Source organism: Streptomyces sp. NRRL B-3229 (genome assembly GCF_000719505.1).
Classification (GTDB): Bacteria; Actinomycetota; Actinomycetes; order Streptomycetales; family Streptomycetaceae; genus Streptomyces; species Streptomyces griseorubiginosus.
Genome location: NZ_JOGP01000006.1, coordinates 323,555 through 343,496, shown reverse-complemented (window position 1 = coordinate 343,496; position 19,942 = coordinate 323,555). Strand labels below are relative to the sequence as shown.

Below are 19,942 nucleotides of genomic sequence, written 5' to 3'. Positions count from 1 at the left end.
GCCCTGCATCATGAATGCATGACCGAGAGCGAGCAGTTGCTGGCGCGGGTGGCGGACAAGGCCCGCAACACCCGTCCGTGGGGCTGGGCTTCCCTCCCCGAGCCGGTGGACGCGGCCACCCTGAGCCGCGCCGAGGCCGCGCTGGGCTTCCGCCTGCCCCCGCTGCTCGCGGATCTCTACCTGCACATAGGAGACGGTGGATTCGGCCCGGAGTACGGGCTGTTGACCCTTCTCGACAGCCCGCCGGCCGGCGAGCCCGCGGCTGTCGTGCAGTACCTCGCCAACCGCAAGAGCGGCCGCAAGGACCCCGACTGGCCCTGGCCCGAAGGCGTCCTGCCCATATCCCACTGGGGCTGCGCGATGTACGCGTGCGTGGACTGCCACACCGAGGGAGCCCCGGTTCTGCTCTTCGAGCCCAACGCGGGCGACTGCGAGCACTCCTGGTTCGTCGACAGCGCCACCCTCGCCGACTGGCTGCGAGCGTGGGTCGACGGCACGGGCTGGTACGAGGAGATGAACGAGGAACTGGAGATGACCCCTTGGGCGGAGTTCCGAATACGCACGAGCCGGTCAGTTCAGGCGTCCTGACGACACAGGGGACCCCGACGCCGCACGCCGCGGTGCGGCGAGTGCGACTCGGGCGGGGTTGACAACAGGCCGCGCGGGCCACGCCCGGCCCCCGGTAGGGCACGCACCACGGCCGAACTGTCAGCCGCACTGCCCCGACGGAGCCGCCCCACGTACGCCGCTGCTTCCCCCTACCGCGTCCGCCACTTCCGTACGCCGTACGCGACCGCCCCGACGCCCAGTACTCCCGCCCCCACAACCACCGAAACCGCCGGCAGCGCGAACGCCAGCACCCCGCACCCGAGGAGACCCACCGCCGGAACGACCCGAGCCACCGAACCCCAACCCCCACCCGAACCCGAACCTGCATCCGAAGCCGAACCCGCAGACGATCCCGATCCCGATCTCGAAGGCGAACCCAGCGTCCACGCCGATGCGTTGGCCACGGCGTAGTACGCCAGCACACCGAAGGAGGAGAACCCGATCGCGCCCCGCACGTCCACCGTGGCGGCGAGGACCGCGACCACCGCACCCACGGCCGCCTCAGCCCGGTGCGGCACCTGGAAACGGGGGTGGACGGCGGACAGCGCGCGGGGCAGATGTCCGTCCCGTGCCATGGCCAGCGTCGTCCGTGAGACACCCAGGATCAGGGCGAGCAGCGAGCCGAGCGCGGCCACGGCGGCACCGACCCGCACCACCGGCGCGAGCCCCGGCACCCCGGCCGCCCGCACCGCCTCGACCAGCGGCGCACCCGCACGTCCCAGAGCATCGGCACCGAGCACGGAAAGGACAGCCACCGCCACCGCCGCGTAGACGACCAGCGTGATGCCCAGGGCCAGGGGGATCGCGCGGGGGATGGTGCGCGCGGGATCCCGTACCTCCTCGCCGAGGGTTGCGATGCGCGCGTAACCCGCGAACGCGAAGAACAGCAGGCCGGCAGCTTGCAGCACCCCGCCCGCGCCGCCGGAGGCCCCCACGTCCAGCCGCCCGGCCTCGGACGCGCCCGACCCCAGACACACGACCACGACGGAGGCGAGGACAGCGAGGACCACCGCCACGATCACCCGGGTCAGCCAGGCGGACTTCTGGATGCCGCCGTAGTTCACCGCGGTCAGTGCCACCACGGCCGCGACGGCCACGGCATGAGCCTGTCCCGGCCAGACGTACGCCCCCACCGTCAGAGCCATCGCCGCGCAGGAGGCCGTCTTCCCGACCACGAACGACCAGCCCGCGAGGTAGCCCCAGAACGGGCCGAGCCGTTCGCGTCCGTACACATACGTGCCGCCCGAGGCGGGGTACAGGGCGGCCAGCCGAGCCGAGGACGTGGCGTTGCAGTAGGCGACCACGGCGGCGACGGCGAGTCCGAGCAGCAGCCCGGAACCGGCGGCCCCGGCAGCCGGACCGAGGGCGGCGAAGATGCCGGCGCCGATCATCGAACCGAGCCCGATCACGACGGCGTCGGTCACCCCCAGGGTGCGCCGCAGTTCGGCAGCGGATTGCGTCATGAGCCGCACCCTACTGACCGAATGCAACCGCGGAGTGTGGCCCTGACGTCCTCTTCGGCAGGATCCGCATGGTTCGCCGGGACGTAGATCACAGTCCTCGGACCGTGCGGGCACAGCGCGGGAAGGGCAGGTTCAGGGCATGAGCATCATCGGCTGGATCATCCTCGGGCTGTTGGCCGGAGCCATCGCCAAGTTCCTGCTGCCGGGGCGCGACCCGGGCGGCATCCTCGGGACGACACTCATCGGAGTCGCGGGCGCGTTCATCGGCGGCTGGATATCGGCCCGTTGGCTGGACCACCCGATCTCGAAGGACTTCTTCGACGGCGCCACCTGGGCGGCCGCGATCGGCGGCTCACTCGTTCTCCTGATCGCCTACCGCCTCCTGTTCGGCAACTCCCGCGACTGAGTCACCCCGAACCGCAGCCAGCAGGCGAGAAGGGTGGGCACCGGCCAGGCGCCCACCCTTCCTCGTGAAGCCGAAGCCGTGAAGCCGAAGCCGTGAAGCCGAGAAGCCGTCGGTTCAGCGGCCTGGTGGCTCAGTGGCTCACCGGTAGTTCACGAACTGGATCGCGAAGTCGAAGTCCTTGCCCTTCAGCAGGGCGATGACGGACTGAAGGTCGTCGCGGCTCTTCGAGCTGACCCGCAGCTCGTCGCCCTGCACCTGGGCCTTCACACCCTTCGGACCCTCGTCACGAATGATCTTCGCGACCTTCTTCGCGTTGTCCTGGGAGATGCCCTCCTCGATCGACGCGAAGATCTTGTACTCCTTGCCGGAGAGCTGCGGCTCGCCCGCGTCGAGCGCCTTCAGCGAGATCCCACGCTTGATCAGCTTGGACTGGAAGACGTCGAGGACCGCGTTGACCCGGTCCTCGGAGTTCGCCTCCATCAGGATCTTGTCGCCGGACCACGAGATCGAGGCACCCACGCCCTTGAAGTCGTAGCGCTGGGAGATCTCCTTGGCGGCCTGGTTGAGGGCGTTGTCGACCTCCTGCCGCTCGACCTTCGAGACGATGTCGAAACTGGAGTCGGCCATGTCCTGTGGCTCCTTGTATCGGGGTGCGTGTCTGCGTGCGTACGGATGCGTATCGGCGTACGTGGGGGCGGGCGCCGAGCCCGTCGTGGACCCGGGCCGCATCCGCCCAAGCCTAGTCACCCCACGCCCCGCGGGCGCAGATCAATCGGGTGGCGAAGCACCCCTGGGCATCGGGTATTGTTTACGTCGTTGCCACGGAGCACCGCCGAAAGACGGTTCGAAGTGCAGCATCCCCGGCGGTGTGCCCGAGCGGCCAAAGGGAGCAGACTGTAAATCTGCCGGCTCAGCCTTCCCAGGTTCGAATCCTGGCGCCGCCACGCTGAGAAAGAGACCCCCTCCGAACTGCGGAAACGCAGAGCGGAGGGGGTCTCTTCGTGTGCTGGGGTACGAGGTGATTTGCCTCACCGGGGTGGGGCGGGGCGGGGCGCCGGATCAGGACACGTGTTCGTGTTCTTCCCGCAAGGCCGAGCGCATGTAGCCGTAACGCTCCATCGTGCGGCGGCGCATCCAGAGGATCCAGAGGCAGAAAGCTGCCGTGCCCAGGGTGAAGACGAGCGGGAAGACCAGCGAGCCGGTGACCGCTCCCAGGGCGAGCAGCGCGGCCGCGGCCAGACCCATGAGGCCCAGCCAGTACGGCAGCCAGCGGGCGCTGCGTTCGAGCCGTTGCTGCTGGTCGTCCACCAGCTTGCGCATGGCCGCCCGTTCCCCGGGGTCGGTCGGCACCTCGCGATGGCGGATCCGGCGGCCCAGTTCGGCGAGTCCGCGTGCGTCGGTGCCTGCCGCGCGGCGGGCCCTGCGGCGCTGTACGGCGACGATCGTCACGGCGATGGCGGTGTAGAGCGCCGCTCGCACCACCCACAGCACCGGGTCCCGGTCCCAGCGGATCAGGGCCGTGACGCCCACGCACACAAGAAAGATCAAGACCGCCTGTGCGGCCAGACTGCGGTCGAGCCAGCGCTTGAAGGAGCGCACGGCACGTACCTCCTCGGAATCGACGGTTACCGCTGTCGTTTCCGAATACCCCTTCGGGGATGGCCTATTGGGGCGAGGGGAGCGAGCGGGTGGGGCAGTGCCGGTCGAGTCCGTCGGCACGCCCCGAACCCTCCGCCCGCCCACGGTCCCCGAACCCTCCGCCCGCCCACACCCCCTTAACCCTCCGCGCGCCCACGGTCCAGGTGCTCAGACCGCCCACGGTCCCCGGCCCTTCGACCGCCCAAGACCCCGGATCCTCCGACCCGCCCGCGGTCCCAGACGCACGATCCCCGCTCGTCCGGGGCACACTGACTGCATGTCCAGTCGTCGCAGGCTCTGCCCCGAGTGCCGTCGAGAGATCGCGGTCGTCGCCGGTCGCTTCGCACGGCACGATCCGCCCGGAGCCCGCGAAAGAGGTCAGCTGGTCTCCTGCCCGGGTTCCCGTAGACAGGCGGAACTCGGAGCGGCACAGCCGTCGTTGGACGGGTACACGGTCCCCGTGGTCCCCGGCCAGCTCCCGCTGTTCTGAACGCCTCCCCAGTCAACCTCAGTTGCCCGCCACCGACTTGACCGCCACCGACACCGGCGTGGAACCGCTGATCAGTTCCAGCGTCAGCCCGGCCGTCGCGGGTGTGTCCAGCAGTTCCGCGAGTACGGCGGCCACGTCGTCGCGCGGGACCGGACCCCGCCCGGTGTGCGCCTCCAGCCGTACGAGGCCCTTGCCGGGGTCGTCCGTGAGGGCGCCCGGGCGCAGGATCGTCCAGTCCAGGGCGTGCAGGCCGCTCACATGGGCGTCCGCCTCACCCTTGGCGCGCAGGTACACGTCGAAGATCTCGTCGCCCTCGTGGTGCGGGTCGGCGCCCATGGACGACACGATCACGAAGCGCCGTACGCCCGCCCGTACCGCCGCGTCCGCGAACAGCACCGCCGCGGCCTTGTCCACCGTGTCCTTGCGAGCCACTCCGCTGCCGGGGCCCGCGCCCGCCGCGAAGACCGCTCCGTCGGCGCCTCGCAACGAAGCCGCGACCTCCTCGACCGAGGCCGACTCCAGGTCCAGCACGACCGGTTCGGCGCCGGCGTCCCGAAGGTCGTCGCCCTGTTCCGCGCGGCGGATGATCCCCGCGACCTCGTCTCCGCGCGCGGCGAGCAGCCGCTCCAGCCGCAGCGCGATCTGACCATGTCCACCAGCGATGACAATGCGCATGTCTTCGACCGTACGCCCCAACAGCCGCATCCGCCTGTGCCGTCCGGCGGACACGGACCCGCTGCGGCCGACCGCTCGGCGACCGCTCAGGCGACCGCTCAGGCACCTCGTGGCGCCCAGGCGCGGCCTGCGTCTCCACGTCCCGCGACCGCTACGGCACCTCCCCCCGCCCCTGCCGAGGCAGCCCCGACTCCGCTGTCCCCGCCGAGTTGCAGTACTCCCGTACCGCGCTTGTCCGTGCCACCACGCGCCCCCTGTGCACCACGATCCGGCTGTACGCGAGGGAGAGCGCGCCGGCCAGGCGGTCGCCGCGTACCGCGAGCAGCTCGGCCGGGAATCCCGCCTCCACGCGCACCTCGGGCAGCCCGAGGACGGCCCGCGCTGAGCCGCTCACCGTGTCGTAGGCGTCCTCGGGCCGCAGCCCGTGCCGGGAGGCGAGCTGATACGCGGCCTCCAGGGGGTCACCGCGCCCCACCGGGTTCGAGACGTCCCGCAGCGCACCGCTTCCGGCCGCCACCCGGACCCCGGCCGCCCGCAGCAGCCGTACCGGAGCCGCGGCCGCCGTGGCCGTCGTGTCCCTCCGGTCGACGCCGGCGCAGCCGCCCTGCGGCAGGCACACCACCGCCACCCCGGCCGCCGCGAGCTGGTCGGCGGTCCGGGACACCACCTCGGCGGGCAGCCGGTCGAGACCCGCGCAGGGGCCGAGGGTCACACCGGGCCGCAGTCCGCCGGCCATCGCGGCGAGGCGGGCCAGGCGGGCCGGGTCGGCGGCGTCGGTGTGCAGGTCGACGGCGCAGCCGTACTCCGAGGCCACCTCCAGGACCGCCTCCGCGTAGCCCGTCGGATCGGGGTCGAGGTCCGGGCAGCCGCCCACCACCGACGCGCCCATCTTCAGCGCGTCCCGCAGCATCGCCAGCCCCTCGGCCCCGGCCGCCCCGGTCAGCACCCGCGGCATCGCCACCGCCGTCAGCTCGGCGAGCCCGCGCAGCGAACGCCGTGCCTGGAGCACGGCCGCCAGTGCGCTCAGCCCCTGGACGTCCCCCACGCGCACATGGGCCCTGAGCGCGGTCGCGCCGTGTCCGAGCTGGAGCAGGGCGGCCTCGGTGGCCCGGCGCTGGACGTCGTGGGGGTCGTACGAGAGCGGTCCCTCGACGTCGGCCGACAGGGCGGTGTCGCCGTGGGCGTGCGGTTCGGCGGGGGCCGGCAGCAGCAGATAGCCGGTGAGGTCCACACGCGCCCCACGCGCGCGTGGCCCGCCCGCGGCCAGGCTCCCGGCCGTACCGACCGCCTCGATGCACCCGCCGCCCAGCCGCACGTCCACGGTCCGGCCGTCGGTGAGCCGCGCCCCGCACAACAAGAGGCCGGCTGCGTCCGGTCCGCCCGACGAGGGGGCACCCGACCAGGACGACGAGGAGTGGTGCGGCTGCGGCTGGCTGTCGGGCATCGCGCTCCAGGGGCTCGGGGCTGCGCTGCCCGGAGCCGCCGGAACCGCGCAAGGGACGCAAGATCACGCAGAGTGAGTCGAGCCTAGGGCGGCGCCGCCGCCGTCACCGGGAGGAGCGCAATAGTCGTACCGGTGTGGTCCGCCGTGCCGGAGAGGCTCCAGAGGCCTTCGGGAAGGCCGTGGATCAAGGCACCCGGGGCGCCACGAAACGGATTTGGGCGAACGGCTGCGGACCGTGTAATGTCTTCATCGCTCGCCCCAATAGCTCAGTCGGCAGAGCGTCTCCATGGTAAGGAGAAGGTCTACGGTTCGATTCCGTATTGGGGCTCTGGTGTGTGAGGTTCCCGTCGTAAGGCGGGAACGGATCGCATCACAGCGGTGTAGCTCAGTCGGTAGAGCAAGCGGCTCATAATCGCTGTGTCACCGGTTCAAGTCCGGTCACCGCTACAGACAGTAGCCGATTGTGGGGTCGGTCCTTCGATCGGCTACTCTTCTATGCGTTAAACCTGTCCCATCCGTTCGTCAAGGAGCACTCACGTGGCTGCCACCGACGTCCGCCCGAAGATCACGCTGGCCTGCGTGGAGTGCAAGGAGCGGAACTACATCACCAAGAAGAACCGGCGTAACAACCCGGATCGTATGGAGATGAAGAAGCACTGCCCGCGTTGCAACGCGCACACCGCGCACCGCGAAACGCGATAAATCAGGCTCGTACGCGAGGCCGTCCCCGAGAAATCGGGGGCGGCCTCGCGTCGTTGAGGGACCCCGTACCGGCCAGTAGAGCAAGCAGGAGGTGCCGAGCCCATGGCGCTCGACCAGTCCTTCGTGGGGCGGAGCTACCCGCCCACCGACCCCTACGAGGTGGGCCGGGAGAAGATCCGCGAGTTCGCCGAGGCGGTGGGGGACACCAACCCCGCGTACACGGACCCGGAAGCCGCCAAGGCGCTCGGCCACCCCGATGTGATCGCCCCGCCGACCTTTGTCTTCTCCATCACCTTCAGGGCGGCCGGACAGGTCGTCCAGGACCCGCAGCTCGGCCTGGACTACAGCCGCGTGGTGCACGGCGACCAGAAGTTCGCCTACGTCCGCCCGGTCAGGGCCGGCGACCGCCTCACCGTCACCTCCACCATCGAGGCGATCAAGTCCATGGCGGGCAACGACATCATCGACATCCGCGGTGAGGTCCACGACGAGGCGGGCGAGCACGTCGTGACCGCGTGGACCAAGCTGGTCGCCCGCGCGGCCGAGGGGGCGTGACGAGGAACATGACGGCGAAGATCGCATACGGCGACGTCGAGGTCGGCACCGAGCTGCCTGCCCAGTCCTTTCCCGTGACCCGTGCCACTCTCGTCCAGTACGCGGGCGCTTCCGGGGACTTCAACCCCATCCACTGGAACGAGAAGTTCGCCAAGGAGGTCGGGCTGCCGGACGTCATCGCGCACGGCATGTTCACCATGGCCGAGGCGATCCGTGTGGTGACCGACTGGACCGGCGACCCGGGCGCGGTCGTCGAGTACGGCGTCCGCTTCACCAAGCCCGTCGTCGTCCCCAACGACGACCAGGGCGCCACGATCGAGGTCAGCGCCAAGGTCGCCGCCAAGCTCGACGACAACACGGTCCGCGTCGACCTCACCGCGACCAGCGCCGGCCAGAAGGTCCTGGGCATGTCGCGAGCGGTCGTACGACTGGCCTGAGGCCCGGCCGCCAACTGCCGATGTGCCGCGTGAACCGGTGGCGATGACTGCGCGTGACCCGGTGGCGGTGACCCAGGTGCCGATGTAAGGAGCGCCCTCCATGGTGGGGCGCTCCTTACATCCCCTGCCCTGTCCAGCCCTTGCCAAGTTAGTGATTGAGTACTAACTTACCCGCATGGCCAGGATGAGTGCAGAAGAGAGGCGCGAGAGCGTCATCCGTGCGGCGATGATCGAGTTCGCCCGCGGCGGCTACCACGGCACCTCGACCGAGGCGATCGCCAAGCGGGTCGAGGTCTCGCAGCCGTATCTCTTCCGGCTCTTCCCTGGCAAGAAGGCGATCTTCCTGGCGGCGGCGGAGCGCTGCGTGGAGGACACCATCCGTACCTTCGAGGAGGCGTCCAAGGGCCTGGAGGGCGAAGAAGCCCTGCATGCCATGGCGGACGCGTACACCCGGGTCATCACGGAGCACCCCGAGCGGCTCCTGATGCAGATGCAGATGTACGTCGCAGTGGGCGCCGCCGAGCAGGAGGGCGACCACGAGTTCGGCGAGGCGGTGCGGACCGGCTGGATGCGGCTGTGGGACACCGTCCACCTGCCGCTCGGCGCCGACGTCGAGGAGACGACGACCTTCCTGTCGTACGGAATGCTGATCAACTGCCTGGTGGCGATGGGGTTCCCACCCCAGCACCGGGTATGGGAAGGGCTCTACCCGTCCGCGCGGGTCACGGGCCGGCTGGAGAAATGAGCTCGGGAGAAAGCGTCAACGGCGCCTTTTCATGATCGCGAAACTTAGTAATCAATAACTAATCAAACTGAGCTCGCTGGAGGAGCGATGTCACAGCAAGAGCGAGAGCAGGCCCTGCCGACCGCACGCCGCGGGGGAGCCGTCTGGGCCCTCGTCATCACCAGCGTCGCCGGATTCATGGCGGCCCTCGACAACCTCGTCGTCACCACCGCCCTGCCCTCCATCCGCGAGGACCTCGGCGGAGCGCTGCACGACCTCGAATGGACCGTCAGCGCCTACACGCTCACCTTCGCCGTCCTGCTGATGACCGGCGCGGCACTCGGCGACCGCTTCGGCCGCCGTCGCCTCTTCCTCGTCGGCATCGCGATCTTCACCGGGGCCTCGACCGCGGCGGCCCTGGCCCCCGGCATCGACTCCCTCATCGCCGCCCGCGCGGTCCAGGGCGTCGGAGCGGCGATCATGATGCCCCTCACGCTGACCCTCCTCACCGCGGCCGTGCCCGCCGCCCGGCGTGGAATGGCGTACGGCATCTGGGGCGCCGTCAACGGACTCGCCGTCGCCTCCGGCCCGCTGATCGGCGGCAGCCTCACCGAGCACGTCTCCTGGCAGTGGATCTTCTGGCTGAACGTCCCGCTCGGCCTCGTCCTGCTGCCCCTGGCCCGCCTCCGCCTCGCCGAGTCCCACGGCACCGGCGCACGCCTCGACATCCCCGGCACGCTGCTCGCCAGCGGCGGTCTCTTCGGTGTCGTCTACGGCCTGGTCCGCGGCCCGTCCGACGGCTGGACCGACGCGCTGGTCCTGCTGGCGCTGTTCGCCGGCGCGGCCCTGCTCGCGGCCTTCGTCCTCTACAGCACGCGGGCCAAGAACCCCATGCTCCCCATGCGGCTGTTCCGCTCCCGGGCCTTCTCCGGCATCAACGCGGCCAGCCTCCTGATGTTCCTCGGCATGTTCGGCTCGATCTTCCTGCTCAGCCAGTACATGCAGGGCGTCCTCGGCTACTCGCCCACCGAGGCGGGGCTGCGGATGCTGCCCTGGACCGGCATGCCGATGCTCGTCGCGCCGATCGCCGGGATCCTCTCCGACCGCATCGGCGGGCGCCCCGTCGTCGCCACGGGGCTCTTCTTCCAGGCGGCGGGCCTCGCCTACATGGCCTCCGTGGTCACCGTCGACGCGTCCTACGGCTCGCAGCTGCCCGGTCTCATCCTCAGCGGCATCGGCATGGGCCTGTTCTTCGCCCCCGCGTCCAACCTGGTCATGTCGAGCGTGCGCGCCTCTGAGCAGGGGATCGCGTCCGGAGCCAACAACGCGCTGCGTGAGGTGGGCGGGGCGCTGGGAATCGCCGTCATGGCGTCGATCTTCTCCGCGCAGGGCGGCTACGAGACCGGCCAGTCCTTCGTGGACGGCCTCCAGCCGGCGCTGGTCACGGGAGCGGCGGTGGTGGCGGCCGCGGGGGTGGCGGCGCTGCTGATTCCCTCGCGGGGGGCGGTTGCGGCGGATGTGGTGCGAGGGGCGTCTGAGGGGGCGCGGGAGTTGGAGACGGTGAGCTGACTTAGTGGTGCCGACGGTCCCGTCCGGGGGAGGGCGGGGCCGTTTCGCTTGAGCGGGGCGCCTACTGAGCTGCCGGGTACGGTTCGTGGGCGGTTGCGGGCCGTCGTGGCTGGTCGCGCAGTTCCCCGCGCCCCTAGGGGGTTGCAGTCACGTACGCCGCAACAGAGCCCTTGGTCACGTGCGCCAGGACGAAACCTCAGCAGCCGCGCCCGCCCCCACCGGACCCATTCGCCGCTCGCGCCCGCCCACCTGACCGTCAGCCGCGCGCCCGCCCGCAGCGGCCGGCGTCCGGAACCGGGCCCTGTGAAAAGAGACCGAGCCGCCGGACCGAGGACGGACACCCCCCACCCCGGCACCGACCCACCCACCGGGCCGCACGCGCTACGCACGCCCCCACCGAAGCCGGACGGGCCGCCGCAGGCATTTCAGGGGCGCGGGGAACTGCGCAAAACGCCCGCCCCCACCCAGCCGCAGACAACCAACCACCCCCACCCCCGTACCCTGTACCGCGTGCAGGAACGACACGACGCCCCCCTCGCCCCCCTCACCACCTTCCGTCTGGGCGGCCCCGCCACCCGCCTCGTCACCGCGACGACCGACGCCGAGGTGATCGAAGTCGTCCGTGAGGCCGACCGCACCCGCACCCCCCTCCTCGTCATCGGCGGCGGCTCCAACCTCGTCATCGGGGACAAGGGATTCGAGGGCACCGCTCTCGTCATCGGCACCCAGGGCTTCGAACTCTCCGGCACCCACCTGGAACTCGCCGCCGGCGAGGTATGGACCGACGCAGTCGCCCGCACCGTCGACGCCGGACTCGCCGGCATCGAGTGCCTCGCCGGCATCCCCGGCTCCGCAGGCGCGACCCCCATCCAGAACGTCGGCGCCTACGGCCAGGAAGTGTCCTCCACCATCTCCGAGGTCATCGCCTACGACCGCCGCACCGGAGAGACCGTCACCCTCACCAACGACGAGTGCGCCTTCTCCTACCGCCACAGCCGTTTCAAGGAAGACCCGACCCGGTACGTCGTCCTGCGCGTCCACTTCGAGCTGCAAGACGCCGACGGTCTCTCCGCGCCCATCAAGTACGCCGAGACCGCCCGCACCCTCGGCGTGGAACCGGGCGACCGCGTCCCCCTCGCCGACGCCCGCGAGAGCGTCCTCAAGCTGCGCGCGGGCAAGGGCATGGTCCTGGACCCCGACGACCACGACACCTGGTCGGCCGGCTCCTTCTTCACCAACCCGATCCTCACGGACACCCAGTTCGCCGAGTTCCACGCGCGCGTGAAGCAGCACTTGGGCGCGGACGCCGAACCCCCCGCCTACCCCGCGGGCGACGGCCACACCAAGACCTCCGCGGCCTGGCTGATCGACAAGGCCGGCTTCACCAAGGGCTACGGCAACGGCCCCGCCCGTATCTCCACGAAACACACCCTGGCCCTCACCAACCGGGGTGACGCGACCACGGAGGACCTCCTCGCCCTGGCCCGAGAGGTCGTGACGGGCGTACGGGACACCTTCGGGATCACCCTGGTCAACGAGCCGGTGACGGTGGGCGTCAGCCTGTAGGGCAAGGACGCGGCAGCCTCTAGGGCAAGGACGCGGCGGAAACCCGGTTGTCGGTACCCGCCCCCGACGACCACCCTGGACACATGCCGACCAGGACCCCCGTATGCGGCTGAACCTCACCGAGTTCAGACCCCGCACCGGCCCCCGAGAACACCGCGTCGTCCAGCCCCGCGACACCCTGCGCCACACCTCGCTGACCGCCCCGGAACCGGTCGGCATGATCCTCGGCGACCACGACGGACTGAACCGGCTCGCAGGCCTGTTCTCCTTCGCCGCGTACTCACGCCACACCGTCGTCCACATACCGCTGCGGGACGGGGTCCCGCCCGACGAGGGATGGGGGCAGCGGGTCGATCTGGTCCTGTCGCACCACTCGTACGGACTGCGCCCCAGCAAGTGGCCCGAGCTGCGGCACGCCCTCACGGCCGGCTGCCCCCTGTCCGTACGGACCGACGAGGCCCGCACCGAGCGGGACGCCGTCGGCTGGCGCCGGCGCTGGGGGCGCGCGGACTTCCGGGACCACCTGCGGCACACCACGCACGCGCGGACGTTCTTCCTCTTCGGCAGCCGGGACGTCTTCGCCGAGTCGGCCATGGCCCTCGCCCACGCGGCGGGCTGGGGTCCGCGGCAGGAACGTGTCGCCCAGGGGTACTCGGCCCTGGTCTCCGGGATCGCGGGCCTGACGCAGCCGCCCGGCGGCGGACATCCCTACGAGGTGATGGTCTGCTTCAAGGCCTATCCGCCCTACGCCCACTTCAAAAGGCCCGGTGCCTGAGCCGCGTCGCCCCTAGGCGTCCGGGTGACCGAGCCAGTCGTCCACCCCCGACAACAGCTTCGCCTTCACGTCCTCCGGTGCCGCCGAGGCGCGGATCGACTGGCGGGCCAGTTCCGCGAGTTCCGGGTCCGTGAAGCCGTGGTACCGCCGGGCGATCTCGTACTGCGCGGCCAGCCGTGAACCGAACAGCAGGGGGTCGTCGGCGCCCAGCGCCATCGGCACCCCCGCCTCGAACAGTGTCCGCAGCGGCACGTCCTCCGGCTTCTCGTAGACACCGAGCGCCACGTTCGACGCCGGACACACCTCGCACGTCACCTGCCGGTCCGCCAGCCGCTTCAGCAGCCGCGGGTCCTCCGCCGCGCGCACCCCGTGCCCGATCCGGTTGGCGTCCAGGTCGTCCAGGCAGTCCCGTACCGACGAGGGGCCGGTCAGCTCACCGCCGTGCGGTGCCGAGAGGAGACCGCCTTCCCGTGCGATGTGGAAGGCGCGGTCGAAGTCCCTTGCCATGCCCCGGCGTTCGTCGTTCGACAGGCCGAAGCCGACCACGCCCCGCTCCGCGTACCGCACCGCGAGCCGGGCCAGTGTGCGCGCGTCCAGCGGGTGCTTCATGCGGTTCGCGGCCACCAGCACCCGCATCCCGAGCCCGGTCTCCCGCGAGGTCGTCTCCACCGCGTCCAGGATGATCTCCAGCGCCGGGATCAGCCCCCCGAGCCGGGGCGCGTACGACGTGGGGTCGACCTGGATCTCCAGCCACCCCGAGCCGTCGCGCACGTCCTCCTCCGCGGCCTCCCGCACCAGCCGCCGGATGTCCTCGGGCTCCCTGACGCACGAGCGGGCGGCGTCGTACAGCCGCTGGAACCGGAACCAGCCCCGCTCGTCGGTGGCCCGCAGCCTCGGCGGTTCCCCGCTGGTCAGTGCGTCGACCAGCGCCTCGGGCAGTCGTACCCCGTACTTGTCGGCCAGTTCCAGAACCGTCCCCGGGCGCATCGAGCCGGTGAAGTGCAGATGCAGATGGGCTTTCGGCAGCTCAGAGACATCACGTACACGCTCCATTCGCCGATCCTGCCGTACGTCACGGGCGTCCCGGTACCGCTTTCCCCTTTAGTGGTCTTGCTCGCACAAAAAAAGGGACCAGCCACTCGCGTGAGCAGCTGGTCCCCTGTGCAGCGATCTCAGTCCCGCGCCTCCGCCAGCAGCTTCTGGATCCGGCTGACGCCCTCGACGAGATCCTCGTCACCCAGCGCGTACGACAGCCGCAGGTAGCCCGGCGTGCCGAAGGCCTCGCCCGGGACGACCGCGACCTCGGCCTCCTCCAGGATCAGCGCGGCCAGCTTGACCGAGTCCTGCGGGCGCTTGCCGCGGATCTCCTTGCCGAGCAGCTCCTTGACCGACGGATAGGCGTAGAAGGCGCCCTCGGGCTCCGGGCAGAGGACGCCGTCGATCTCGTTGAGCATGCGGACGATCGTCTTGCGCCGGCGGTCGAAGGCCGTGCGCATCTCCGCCACCGCGTCGAGGTTGCCGGAGACCGCGGCGAGGGCGGCGACCTGGGCGACGTTCGACACGTTGGAGGTGGCGTGCGACTGGAGGTTGGTCGCGGCCTTGACGACGTCCTTCGGGCCGATGATCCAGCCGACCCGCCAGCCCGTCATGGCGTACGTCTTGGCGACACCGTTGACGACGATGCACTTGTCGCGCAGTTCGGGCAGGAGCGCGGGCAGCGAGGTGAACTTCGCGTCGCCGTAGACGAGGTGCTCGTAGATCTCGTCGGTCAGCACCCACAGGCCGTGCTCGACGGCCCAGCGGCCGATGGCCTCCGCGTCGGCCTGGCTGTAGACCGCGCCGGTCGGGTTGGAGGGGGAGACGAAGAGGACGACCTTGGTCTTCTCGGTGCGGGCCGCCTCCAGCTGCTCGACGGAGACCCGGTAGCCGGTCGTCTCGTCGGCGACCACCTCCACCGGGACACCGCCGGCCAGCCGGATCGACTCCGGGTAGGTCGTCCAGTACGGCGCCGGGACGATGACCTCGTCGCCCGGGTCGAGGATCGCGGCGAAGGCCTCGTAGATCGCCTGCTTGCCGCCGTTGGTCACCAGGATCTGGGACGGGTCGACCTCGTAACCGGAGTCCCGCAGCGTCTTCGCGGCGATCGCGGTCTTCAGCTCGGGGAGGCCGCCGGCCGGCGTGTAGCGGTGGTACTTCGGGTTCGAGCAGGCCTCGATCGCGGCCTGGACGATGTAGTCCGGGGTCGGGAAGTCCGGCTCACCGGCGCCGAAGCCGATCACCGGACGCCCGGCGGCCTTGAGGGCCTTGGCCTTGGCGTCCACGGCGAGGGTGGCGGACTCGGAGATCGCGCCGACTCGGGCGGAGACCCGGCGCTCGGTGGGAGGGGTTGCAGCGCTCATGGGACCCATCGTTCCAGACCGGAAACTCCCCCGGCACACGGGTTTCACAGACTGAACATCGGTTGAACAACCGTCCGGATTCGGACCGCACGCTGGGCGATCTTCCGTCCCCAAGGCCCGTACGGGCGCTTTCTGTTCGACGGAGGGCCGCGGACCACGTACACTCACACCTCGTTGGCCTTCAGCAGCCGCCCCGGCAGGTGCACACCGAGCACCTGGTTGGATGCGGTACGTTGGGGGGCACACAAAGGGTCGTAGCTCAATTGGTAGAGCACCGGTCTCCAAAACCGGCGGTTGGGGGTTCAAGTCCCTCCGGCCCTGCAACACACACACCTTCGCCAGGATGTGTGCGCATGTACGTACAGCAATGCACCGCCGTGCGGCTCCAACCGGGCGCGGCACGGCCACGACCCGGGAACAGGTGAGGACGAATGGCGGACGCCGTGGGCTCCATCGACACGCCTGGCGCCCAGGACGAAGCGCCGGAGACCCAGAAGAAGGCCCGCAAGGGCGGCAAGCGTGCCAAGAAGGGCCCGCTGAAGCGTCTGGGGACCTTCTACCGGCAGATCGTCGCAGAACTCCGCAAGGTCGTCTGGCCGACGCGGAACCAGCTGACGACGTACACGACCGTGGTGATCGTCTTCGTTCTCGTCATGATCGGTCTGGTGACCGTGATTGACTATGGACTGAACCACGCCGCCAAGTACGTATTCGGCTGAGCACAGAGCGAAGGGCGCCGAGGTTACCGGCGCCCCTTTTCGCATGTTCCACCCCTTGTATCCAGGAAGAAGCAGCCACCGTGTCTGACCAGAACCTGAACGACGCCATCGAGCCCGACGAGTCTGTCGACGACGAGCTCGACATCGTCGAGGGCGCGGACGAGGACCTGGACGAGGTCGAGGCTGCCGACGCCGAGGCGGGCGAGCCCGCCGAGGAAGCCGCTCTCCACGCCGAGGACGACACCGAGGACGACTCCGAGGAGGAGTCCGGCGGTGACGTCGAGGCCGTCGAGGACGAGATCGAGGAAGAGCCGGCCGAGCCGGTCGATCCGGTCGCCGCCCTGCGCGAGGAGCTGCGGACCCTGCCCGGCGAGTGGTACGTCATCCACACCTACGCCGGTTACGAGAACCGCGTGAAGACCAACCTCGAACAGCGTGCCGTCTCGCTGAACGTCGAGGACTACATCTTCCAGGCCGAGGTGCCGCAGGAAGAGGTCGTCCAGATCAAGAACGGCGACCGCAAGACGATCCGTCAGAACAAGCTCCCCGGCTATGTGCTGGTGCGCATGGACCTGACGAACGAGTCCTGGGGCGTCGTCCGCAACACCCCCGGCGTGACCGGCTTCGTGGGCAACGCCTATGACCCGTACCCGCTGACCCTGGACGAGATCGTCAAGATGCTCGCCCCGGAGGCCGAGGAGAAGGCCGCCCGCGAGGCCGCCGAGGCCGAGGGCAAGCCGGCTCCGGCCCGCAAGGTCGAGGTCCAGGTCCTGGACTTCGAGGTCGGCGACTCGGTCACCGTCACCGACGGCCCCTTCGCCACCCTCCAGGCCACGATCAACGAGATCAACGCCGACTCCAAGAAGGTCAAGGGCCTGGTGGAGATCTTCGGCCGCGAGACTCCGGTCGAGCTGTCCTTCGACCAGATCCAGAAGAACTGAGCCGCTTGGCCGACCCAGCCAGAACCGACGAGGGCGTCCCCCCGGTGCAGACCGGCAGGGGGCGTCTTCGTCGCTTTCGGCTGCCCGTGATCCTTCTGGTGCTGGCGGCGCTCTTCGCGACGGCTCCCGTCTCTGTGTGGGTCGTCCAGGGGCGGCGGGTGACCCAGGTCGAGGACGGGGTGCGCGCGGTCGGGACCTTCCACGCGGAGGGTGCCAACTGCTGGCGGCACCGGTGCTGGGTCGACTTCGTGGCCGACGGCAAGCGGGTGGAGGCCGATCTGCCCGCCCTCACCGCGGCCCGGAAGAACAAGGTCGCGCGTGACGGTGAACCGATCACCGTCCGGTACCTGGCCTCGGACCCGACGGTGGTCGCCGAGGAGCGCGGCACGGGCTACGTCCTCGCCATGACCGCACTCACCGGGATTCCGGCGTTTGTGCTGTTCGCAGCCGCGTTGACCAGCGGATTTCATGTCCGGAGGGCCAAGCGGCTATCGTAGTGCGGTATGCCATTTGCTGGATGAATCATCCAATTGACGCATCCGATTGACGCAGGTGGCACTCAACCTCTCACTAAGGACCCGGAGAGAGCATGCCTCCCAAGAAGAAGAAGGTCACGGGGCTCATCAAGCTCCAGATCCAGGCCGGTGCCGCCAACCCGGCTCCGCCGGTCGGCCCCGCGCTGGGTCAGCACGGCGTCAACATCATGGAGTTCTGCAAGGCGTACAACGCCGCGACCGAGTCGCAGCGTGGCTGGGTGATCCCGGTGGAGATCACGGTCTACGAGGACCGCTCCTTCACCTTCATCACCAAGACGCCGCCGGCCGCGAAGATGATCCTCAAGGCCGCGGGCATCGAGAAGGGCTCCGGCGAGCCGCACAAGACCAAGGTCGCCAAGATCACCGAGGCGCAGGTCCGCGAGATCGCCACCACCAAGCTCCCCGACCTCAACGCCAACGACCTGGACGCCGCCGCGAAGATCATCGCCGGTACCGCGCGTTCCATGGGCGTCACCGTCGAGGGCTGAGCCCCAACCCCCCGTACAAAGCAGAAGTGGCAGGGCCGGCTCGGCCCGTACCACGACTCCTAAGAACACACAGGAGCAGTTGTGAGCAAGCGCAGCAAGGCCCTTCGCGCTGCGGACGAGAAGATCGACCGGGAGAAGCTGTACGCCCCGCTCGAGGCCGTCCGTCTCGCCAAGGAGACCTCCACGACCAAGTTCGACGGCACCGTCGAGGTCGCCTTCCGTCTGGGTGTCGACCCGCGCAAGGCCGACCAGATGGTCCGTGGCACCGTGAACCTCCCGCACGGCACCGGTAAGACCGCCCGGGTCCTGGTCTTCGCGACCGGTGACCGTGCCGAGGCCGCTCGTGCCGCGGGCGCCGACATCGTCGGCGCCGACGAGCTCATCGACGAGGTGTCGAAGGGCCGTCTGGACTTCGACGCCGTCGTCGCCACCCCGGACCTCATGGGCAAGGTCGGCCGCCTCGGCCGCGTGCTCGGTCCCCGTGGTCTCATGCCGAACCCCAAGACCGGCACCGTGACCCCGGACGTGACGAAGGCTGTCACGGACATCAAGGGCGGCAAGATCGAGTTCCGCGTCGACAAGCACTCGAACCTGCACTTCATCATCGGCAAGACGTCCTTCGAGGACACCAAGCTGGTGGAGAACTACGGCGCGGCCCTGGAGGAGATCCTCCGTCTGAAGCCGTCCGCCGCCAAGGGCCGCTACATCAAGAAGGCCGCCATCAGCACCACGATGGGCCCCGGCATCCCGGTCGACTCCAACCGCACCCGCAACCTCCTCGTCGAGGAGGACCCGGCCGCGGTCTGAGACACCGGCAGGTTCACGGGCCCCGCACCTTTCGAGGTGCGGGGCCCGTTCCCATGTGCGGTGCCAGTGCTCTGAGTTAGCGTGCGAGCAGGGCACTTGTACCGGGGGGACGTATGAACAGGACGACGGCTGCGGTCCGGGTCGCGGCGGTCGCCGCGCTGACGGGACTGGCCGCCTGCACCTCCTCCGGCGCACCCGACGGGCCGGAAGCCGGGCACACCGCCTCGGCCCCCGCCGCCCTCCCTGCCCTGCGCACGGCCGAACGCTCCACCCACCAGGCCGGGACGGCCCGGGTGCGGTCCACCACCGTGATGGGCAGCCAGCTCTCCCTCACCGCCGACGGCCTCCTCGCCTGGCGCGACGGGCTCTCAGGCAGCCTCACCCTCCGCTACACCGGCGGCACCGCGGCCACGACCATGCGCGGTCTCGGTGTCACCTCCATGCAGGCCCGCTACCTCCACGACGCCTACTACGCGCGCATGGGCGACGCCTTCGCCGCGAAGACGGGCGGCAGACACTGGCTCAGGTACGGCTACGAGGACCTGAAGAGTCTCGGCGGCGGCGCCGACCTCGCCGAGCAGATGCGCTCCACCACCCCCGACCAGTCGGTGCGGCTGCTGCTGGACTCCGAGGACGTCCGCGCGGTCGGCGAGGAGACCGTGGACGGCCGGGCCGCCACCCACTACTCCGGCACCGTCGCGGTCGGTGACGTCACCGACGCCGGGCTCCGGCAGCGCCTCCAGAGCGCCGGCGTCACCGGGGAGAGCCTCGACATCTGGATCGACGAGAAGAACCTCCTGGTCAAGAAGGTCGAGAAGAGCAGCGCGGCAGGCGGCAAGGTCACCCAGACCGCCCACTACAGCGACTACGGCGTCACGGTCGCCGTGCGCAGGCCGCCGGCCGCGGACACCCAGGACTTCAAGGCGCTCCTGTCACAGTCAGGCACCAACCCCTCCTGAGCGCCGGAGAATTCACCGACCCCTCCCTTCACTCTCGGAT

23 protein-coding genes and 4 tRNA genes are annotated in these 19,942 nt (G+C 70.1%); 20 read left to right on the top strand and 7 right to left on the bottom strand.

Translation table 11 applies throughout. The features are described from left to right. Positions 1-18 precede the first annotated feature (18 nt). Complete coding sequence (locus tag IF54_RS0111855; protein ID WP_030317371.1) at positions 19-588, top strand: SMI1/KNR4 family protein; 570 nt, start codon at positions 19-21, stop codon at positions 586-588. A gap of 170 nt (positions 589-758) precedes the next feature. Here IF54_RS0111855 and IF54_RS0111850 read toward each other — a convergent pair whose 3' ends face one another. After that, positions 759-2,072 (bottom strand): APC family permease, encoded by a 1,314-nt coding sequence (locus tag IF54_RS0111850; protein ID WP_030317369.1) that lies wholly within the window; start codon positions 2,070-2,072, stop codon positions 759-761. Between the two features lie 139 nt (positions 2,073-2,211). Between IF54_RS0111850 and IF54_RS0111845 the strand changes: the two genes are divergently transcribed. After that, entirely contained in the window at positions 2,212-2,478 is a 267-nt protein-coding gene (locus IF54_RS0111845; RefSeq protein WP_020135873.1) for a GlsB/YeaQ/YmgE family stress response membrane protein, read from the top strand. A gap of 138 nt (positions 2,479-2,616) precedes the next feature. Here IF54_RS0111845 and IF54_RS0111840 read toward each other — a convergent pair whose 3' ends face one another. Next, positions 2,617-3,105: a YajQ family cyclic di-GMP-binding protein gene (locus tag IF54_RS0111840; protein WP_007384029.1), complete on the bottom strand. Its 489-nt coding sequence runs from the start codon at positions 3,103-3,105 to the stop codon at positions 2,617-2,619. A 235-nt stretch (positions 3,106-3,340) separates the two neighbouring features. Here IF54_RS0111840 and IF54_RS0111835 point away from each other — a divergent pair. Beyond that, positions 3,341-3,422: transfer RNA gene (locus IF54_RS0111835), tRNA-Tyr, on the top strand. 115 nt (positions 3,423-3,537) lie between these two features. Here the strand turns inward: IF54_RS0111835 and IF54_RS0111830 are convergent. Beyond that, positions 3,538-4,077, bottom strand: a complete 540-nt coding sequence (locus tag IF54_RS0111830; protein WP_030317365.1) for a hypothetical protein — start codon at positions 4,075-4,077, stop codon at positions 3,538-3,540. 316 nt (positions 4,078-4,393) lie between these two features. Here IF54_RS0111830 and IF54_RS43320 point away from each other — a divergent pair, with 316 nt between their 5' ends. After that, a complete protein-coding gene (locus IF54_RS43320) occupies positions 4,394-4,606 on the top strand; it encodes a hypothetical protein (RefSeq protein ID WP_078616641.1) in 213 nt (70 codons plus the stop codon). Positions 4,607-4,624: 18 nt separating this feature from the next. Here the strand turns inward: IF54_RS43320 and IF54_RS0111825 are convergent, their stop codons facing one another. Continuing rightward, on the bottom strand, positions 4,625-5,281 hold the full coding sequence (locus IF54_RS0111825; protein ID WP_030317363.1) for an SDR family oxidoreductase: 657 nt from the start codon (positions 5,279-5,281) through the stop codon (positions 4,625-4,627). 151 nt (positions 5,282-5,432) lie between these two features. Next, positions 5,433-6,725, bottom strand: coding sequence for a hydrolase (locus IF54_RS0111820; protein WP_030317360.1), 1,293 nt, complete (start codon positions 6,723-6,725; stop codon positions 5,433-5,435). A gap of 255 nt (positions 6,726-6,980) precedes the next feature. Here IF54_RS0111820 and IF54_RS0111815 point away from each other — a divergent pair. From IF54_RS0111815 to IF54_RS0111775, 9 genes are all read left to right on the top strand, one after another. Continuing rightward, a tRNA-Thr gene (locus IF54_RS0111815) sits at positions 6,981-7,053 on the top strand. Between the two features lie 46 nt (positions 7,054-7,099). After that, a tRNA-Met gene (locus IF54_RS0111810) sits at positions 7,100-7,172 on the top strand. A gap of 90 nt (positions 7,173-7,262) precedes the next feature. After that, a complete protein-coding gene (gene rpmG, locus IF54_RS0111805) occupies positions 7,263-7,427 on the top strand; it encodes a 50S ribosomal protein L33 (RefSeq protein WP_018834916.1) in 165 nt (54 codons plus the stop codon). 102 nt (positions 7,428-7,529) lie between these two features. Next, positions 7,530-7,982 carry a MaoC family dehydratase N-terminal domain-containing protein gene (locus IF54_RS0111800; RefSeq protein WP_030317355.1) on the top strand — a complete coding sequence of 151 codons (453 nt, stop codon included), beginning with the start codon at positions 7,530-7,532 and terminating at the stop codon, positions 7,980-7,982. Positions 7,983-7,990: 8 nt separating this feature from the next. Continuing rightward, positions 7,991-8,419: a MaoC family dehydratase gene (locus tag IF54_RS0111795; protein WP_030317354.1), complete on the top strand. Its 429-nt coding sequence runs from the start codon at positions 7,991-7,993 to the stop codon at positions 8,417-8,419. A gap of 175 nt (positions 8,420-8,594) precedes the next feature. Continuing rightward, positions 8,595-9,164: a TetR/AcrR family transcriptional regulator gene (locus IF54_RS0111790; RefSeq protein WP_030317351.1), complete on the top strand. Its 570-nt coding sequence runs from the start codon at positions 8,595-8,597 to the stop codon at positions 9,162-9,164. Positions 9,165-9,251: 87 nt separating this feature from the next. After that, complete coding sequence (locus IF54_RS0111785; RefSeq protein WP_030317345.1) at positions 9,252-10,712, top strand: MFS transporter; 1,461 nt, start codon at positions 9,252-9,254, stop codon at positions 10,710-10,712. A 510-nt stretch (positions 10,713-11,222) separates the two neighbouring features. Then, positions 11,223-12,278 (top strand): UDP-N-acetylmuramate dehydrogenase, encoded by a 1,056-nt coding sequence (locus IF54_RS0111780; protein WP_030317344.1) that lies wholly within the window; start codon positions 11,223-11,225, stop codon positions 12,276-12,278. 103 nt (positions 12,279-12,381) lie between these two features. Then, positions 12,382-13,053: a hypothetical protein gene (locus tag IF54_RS0111775; RefSeq protein ID WP_030317342.1), complete on the top strand. Its 672-nt coding sequence runs from the start codon at positions 12,382-12,384 to the stop codon at positions 13,051-13,053. Between the two features lie 12 nt (positions 13,054-13,065). On the opposite strand, the gene IF54_RS0111770 is transcribed toward IF54_RS0111775, so the two are convergent. Together IF54_RS0111770 and IF54_RS0111765 are read right to left on the bottom strand one after the other, a co-directional pair. Further along, positions 13,066-14,106, bottom strand: coding sequence for an adenosine deaminase (locus IF54_RS0111770; protein WP_030317340.1), 1,041 nt, complete (start codon positions 14,104-14,106; stop codon positions 13,066-13,068). Between the two features lie 119 nt (positions 14,107-14,225). Beyond that, on the bottom strand, positions 14,226-15,452 hold the full coding sequence (locus tag IF54_RS0111765) for a pyridoxal phosphate-dependent aminotransferase (RefSeq protein WP_030317338.1): 1,227 nt from the start codon (positions 15,450-15,452) through the stop codon (positions 14,226-14,228). 248 nt (positions 15,453-15,700) lie between these two features. Here IF54_RS0111765 and IF54_RS0111760 point away from each other — a divergent pair. The 7 genes from IF54_RS0111760 to IF54_RS0111730 all read left to right on the top strand — a co-directional run bounded on the left by IF54_RS0111760 (position 15,701) and on the right by IF54_RS0111730 (position 19,902). Then, positions 15,701-15,773 (top strand) — tRNA-Trp (locus IF54_RS0111760). A gap of 110 nt (positions 15,774-15,883) precedes the next feature. After that, positions 15,884-16,171 (top strand): preprotein translocase subunit SecE, encoded by a 288-nt coding sequence (gene secE / locus IF54_RS0111755; RefSeq protein ID WP_020135829.1) that lies wholly within the window; start codon positions 15,884-15,886, stop codon positions 16,169-16,171. An 80-nt stretch (positions 16,172-16,251) separates the two neighbouring features. Then, positions 16,252-17,112, top strand: coding sequence for a transcription termination/antitermination protein NusG (nusG, locus tag IF54_RS0111750; protein ID WP_030317337.1), 861 nt, complete (start codon positions 16,252-16,254; stop codon positions 17,110-17,112). 86 nt (positions 17,113-17,198) lie between these two features. After that, positions 17,199-17,609, top strand: a complete 411-nt coding sequence (locus IF54_RS40485; RefSeq protein WP_051735408.1) for a hypothetical protein — start codon at positions 17,199-17,201, stop codon at positions 17,607-17,609. Positions 17,610-17,701: 92 nt separating this feature from the next. Then, positions 17,702-18,136, top strand: a complete 435-nt coding sequence (rplK, locus tag IF54_RS0111740) for a 50S ribosomal protein L11 (protein ID WP_030317334.1) — start codon at positions 17,702-17,704, stop codon at positions 18,134-18,136. A gap of 81 nt (positions 18,137-18,217) precedes the next feature. Beyond that, positions 18,218-18,943 (top strand): 50S ribosomal protein L1, encoded by a 726-nt coding sequence (gene rplA / locus IF54_RS0111735; protein ID WP_020135825.1) that lies wholly within the window; start codon positions 18,218-18,220, stop codon positions 18,941-18,943. Between the two features lie 113 nt (positions 18,944-19,056). Continuing rightward, complete coding sequence (locus tag IF54_RS0111730) at positions 19,057-19,902, top strand: hypothetical protein (RefSeq protein ID WP_030317333.1); 846 nt, start codon at positions 19,057-19,059, stop codon at positions 19,900-19,902. Positions 19,903-19,942: the final 40 nt, after the last annotated feature.

What these genes read in the sequence shown, in the direction of transcription:
- IF54_RS0111855 (WP_030317371.1), top strand. Translation starts at nt 19, where the DNA reads ATGACCGAGAGCGAGCAGTTGCTGGCGCGGGTGGCGGACAAGGCCCGC.
- IF54_RS0111850 (WP_030317369.1), bottom strand. Translation starts at nt 2,072, where the DNA reads ATGACGCAATCCGCTGCCGAACTGCGGCGCACCCTGGGGGTGACCGAC.
- IF54_RS0111845 (WP_020135873.1), top strand. Translation starts at nt 2,212, where the DNA reads ATGAGCATCATCGGCTGGATCATCCTCGGGCTGTTGGCCGGAGCCATC.
- IF54_RS0111840 (WP_007384029.1), bottom strand. Translation starts at nt 3,105, where the DNA reads ATGGCCGACTCCAGTTTCGACATCGTCTCGAAGGTCGAGCGGCAGGAG.
- IF54_RS43320 (WP_078616641.1), top strand. Translation starts at nt 4,394, where the DNA reads ATGTCCAGTCGTCGCAGGCTCTGCCCCGAGTGCCGTCGAGAGATCGCG.
- IF54_RS0111825 (WP_030317363.1), bottom strand. Translation starts at nt 5,281, where the DNA reads ATGCGCATTGTCATCGCTGGTGGACATGGTCAGATCGCGCTGCGGCTG.
- IF54_RS0111820 (WP_030317360.1), bottom strand. Translation starts at nt 6,725, where the DNA reads ATGCCCGACAGCCAGCCGCAGCCGCACCACTCCTCGTCGTCCTGGTCG.
- IF54_RS0111800 (WP_030317355.1), top strand. Translation starts at nt 7,530, where the DNA reads ATGGCGCTCGACCAGTCCTTCGTGGGGCGGAGCTACCCGCCCACCGAC.
- IF54_RS0111795 (WP_030317354.1), top strand. Translation starts at nt 7,991, where the DNA reads ATGACGGCGAAGATCGCATACGGCGACGTCGAGGTCGGCACCGAGCTG.
- IF54_RS0111790 (WP_030317351.1), top strand. Translation starts at nt 8,595, where the DNA reads ATGGCCAGGATGAGTGCAGAAGAGAGGCGCGAGAGCGTCATCCGTGCG.
- IF54_RS0111785 (WP_030317345.1), top strand. Translation starts at nt 9,252, where the DNA reads ATGTCACAGCAAGAGCGAGAGCAGGCCCTGCCGACCGCACGCCGCGGG.
- IF54_RS0111775 (WP_030317342.1), top strand. Translation starts at nt 12,382, where the DNA reads ATGCGGCTGAACCTCACCGAGTTCAGACCCCGCACCGGCCCCCGAGAA.
- IF54_RS0111770 (WP_030317340.1), bottom strand. Translation starts at nt 14,106, where the DNA reads ATGGAGCGTGTACGTGATGTCTCTGAGCTGCCGAAAGCCCATCTGCAT.
- IF54_RS0111765 (WP_030317338.1), bottom strand. Translation starts at nt 15,452, where the DNA reads ATGAGCGCTGCAACCCCTCCCACCGAGCGCCGGGTCTCCGCCCGAGTC.
- secE (WP_020135829.1), top strand. Translation starts at nt 15,884, where the DNA reads ATGGCGGACGCCGTGGGCTCCATCGACACGCCTGGCGCCCAGGACGAA.
- rplK (WP_030317334.1), top strand. Translation starts at nt 17,702, where the DNA reads ATGCCTCCCAAGAAGAAGAAGGTCACGGGGCTCATCAAGCTCCAGATC.
- IF54_RS0111730 (WP_030317333.1), top strand. Translation starts at nt 19,057, where the DNA reads ATGAACAGGACGACGGCTGCGGTCCGGGTCGCGGCGGTCGCCGCGCTG.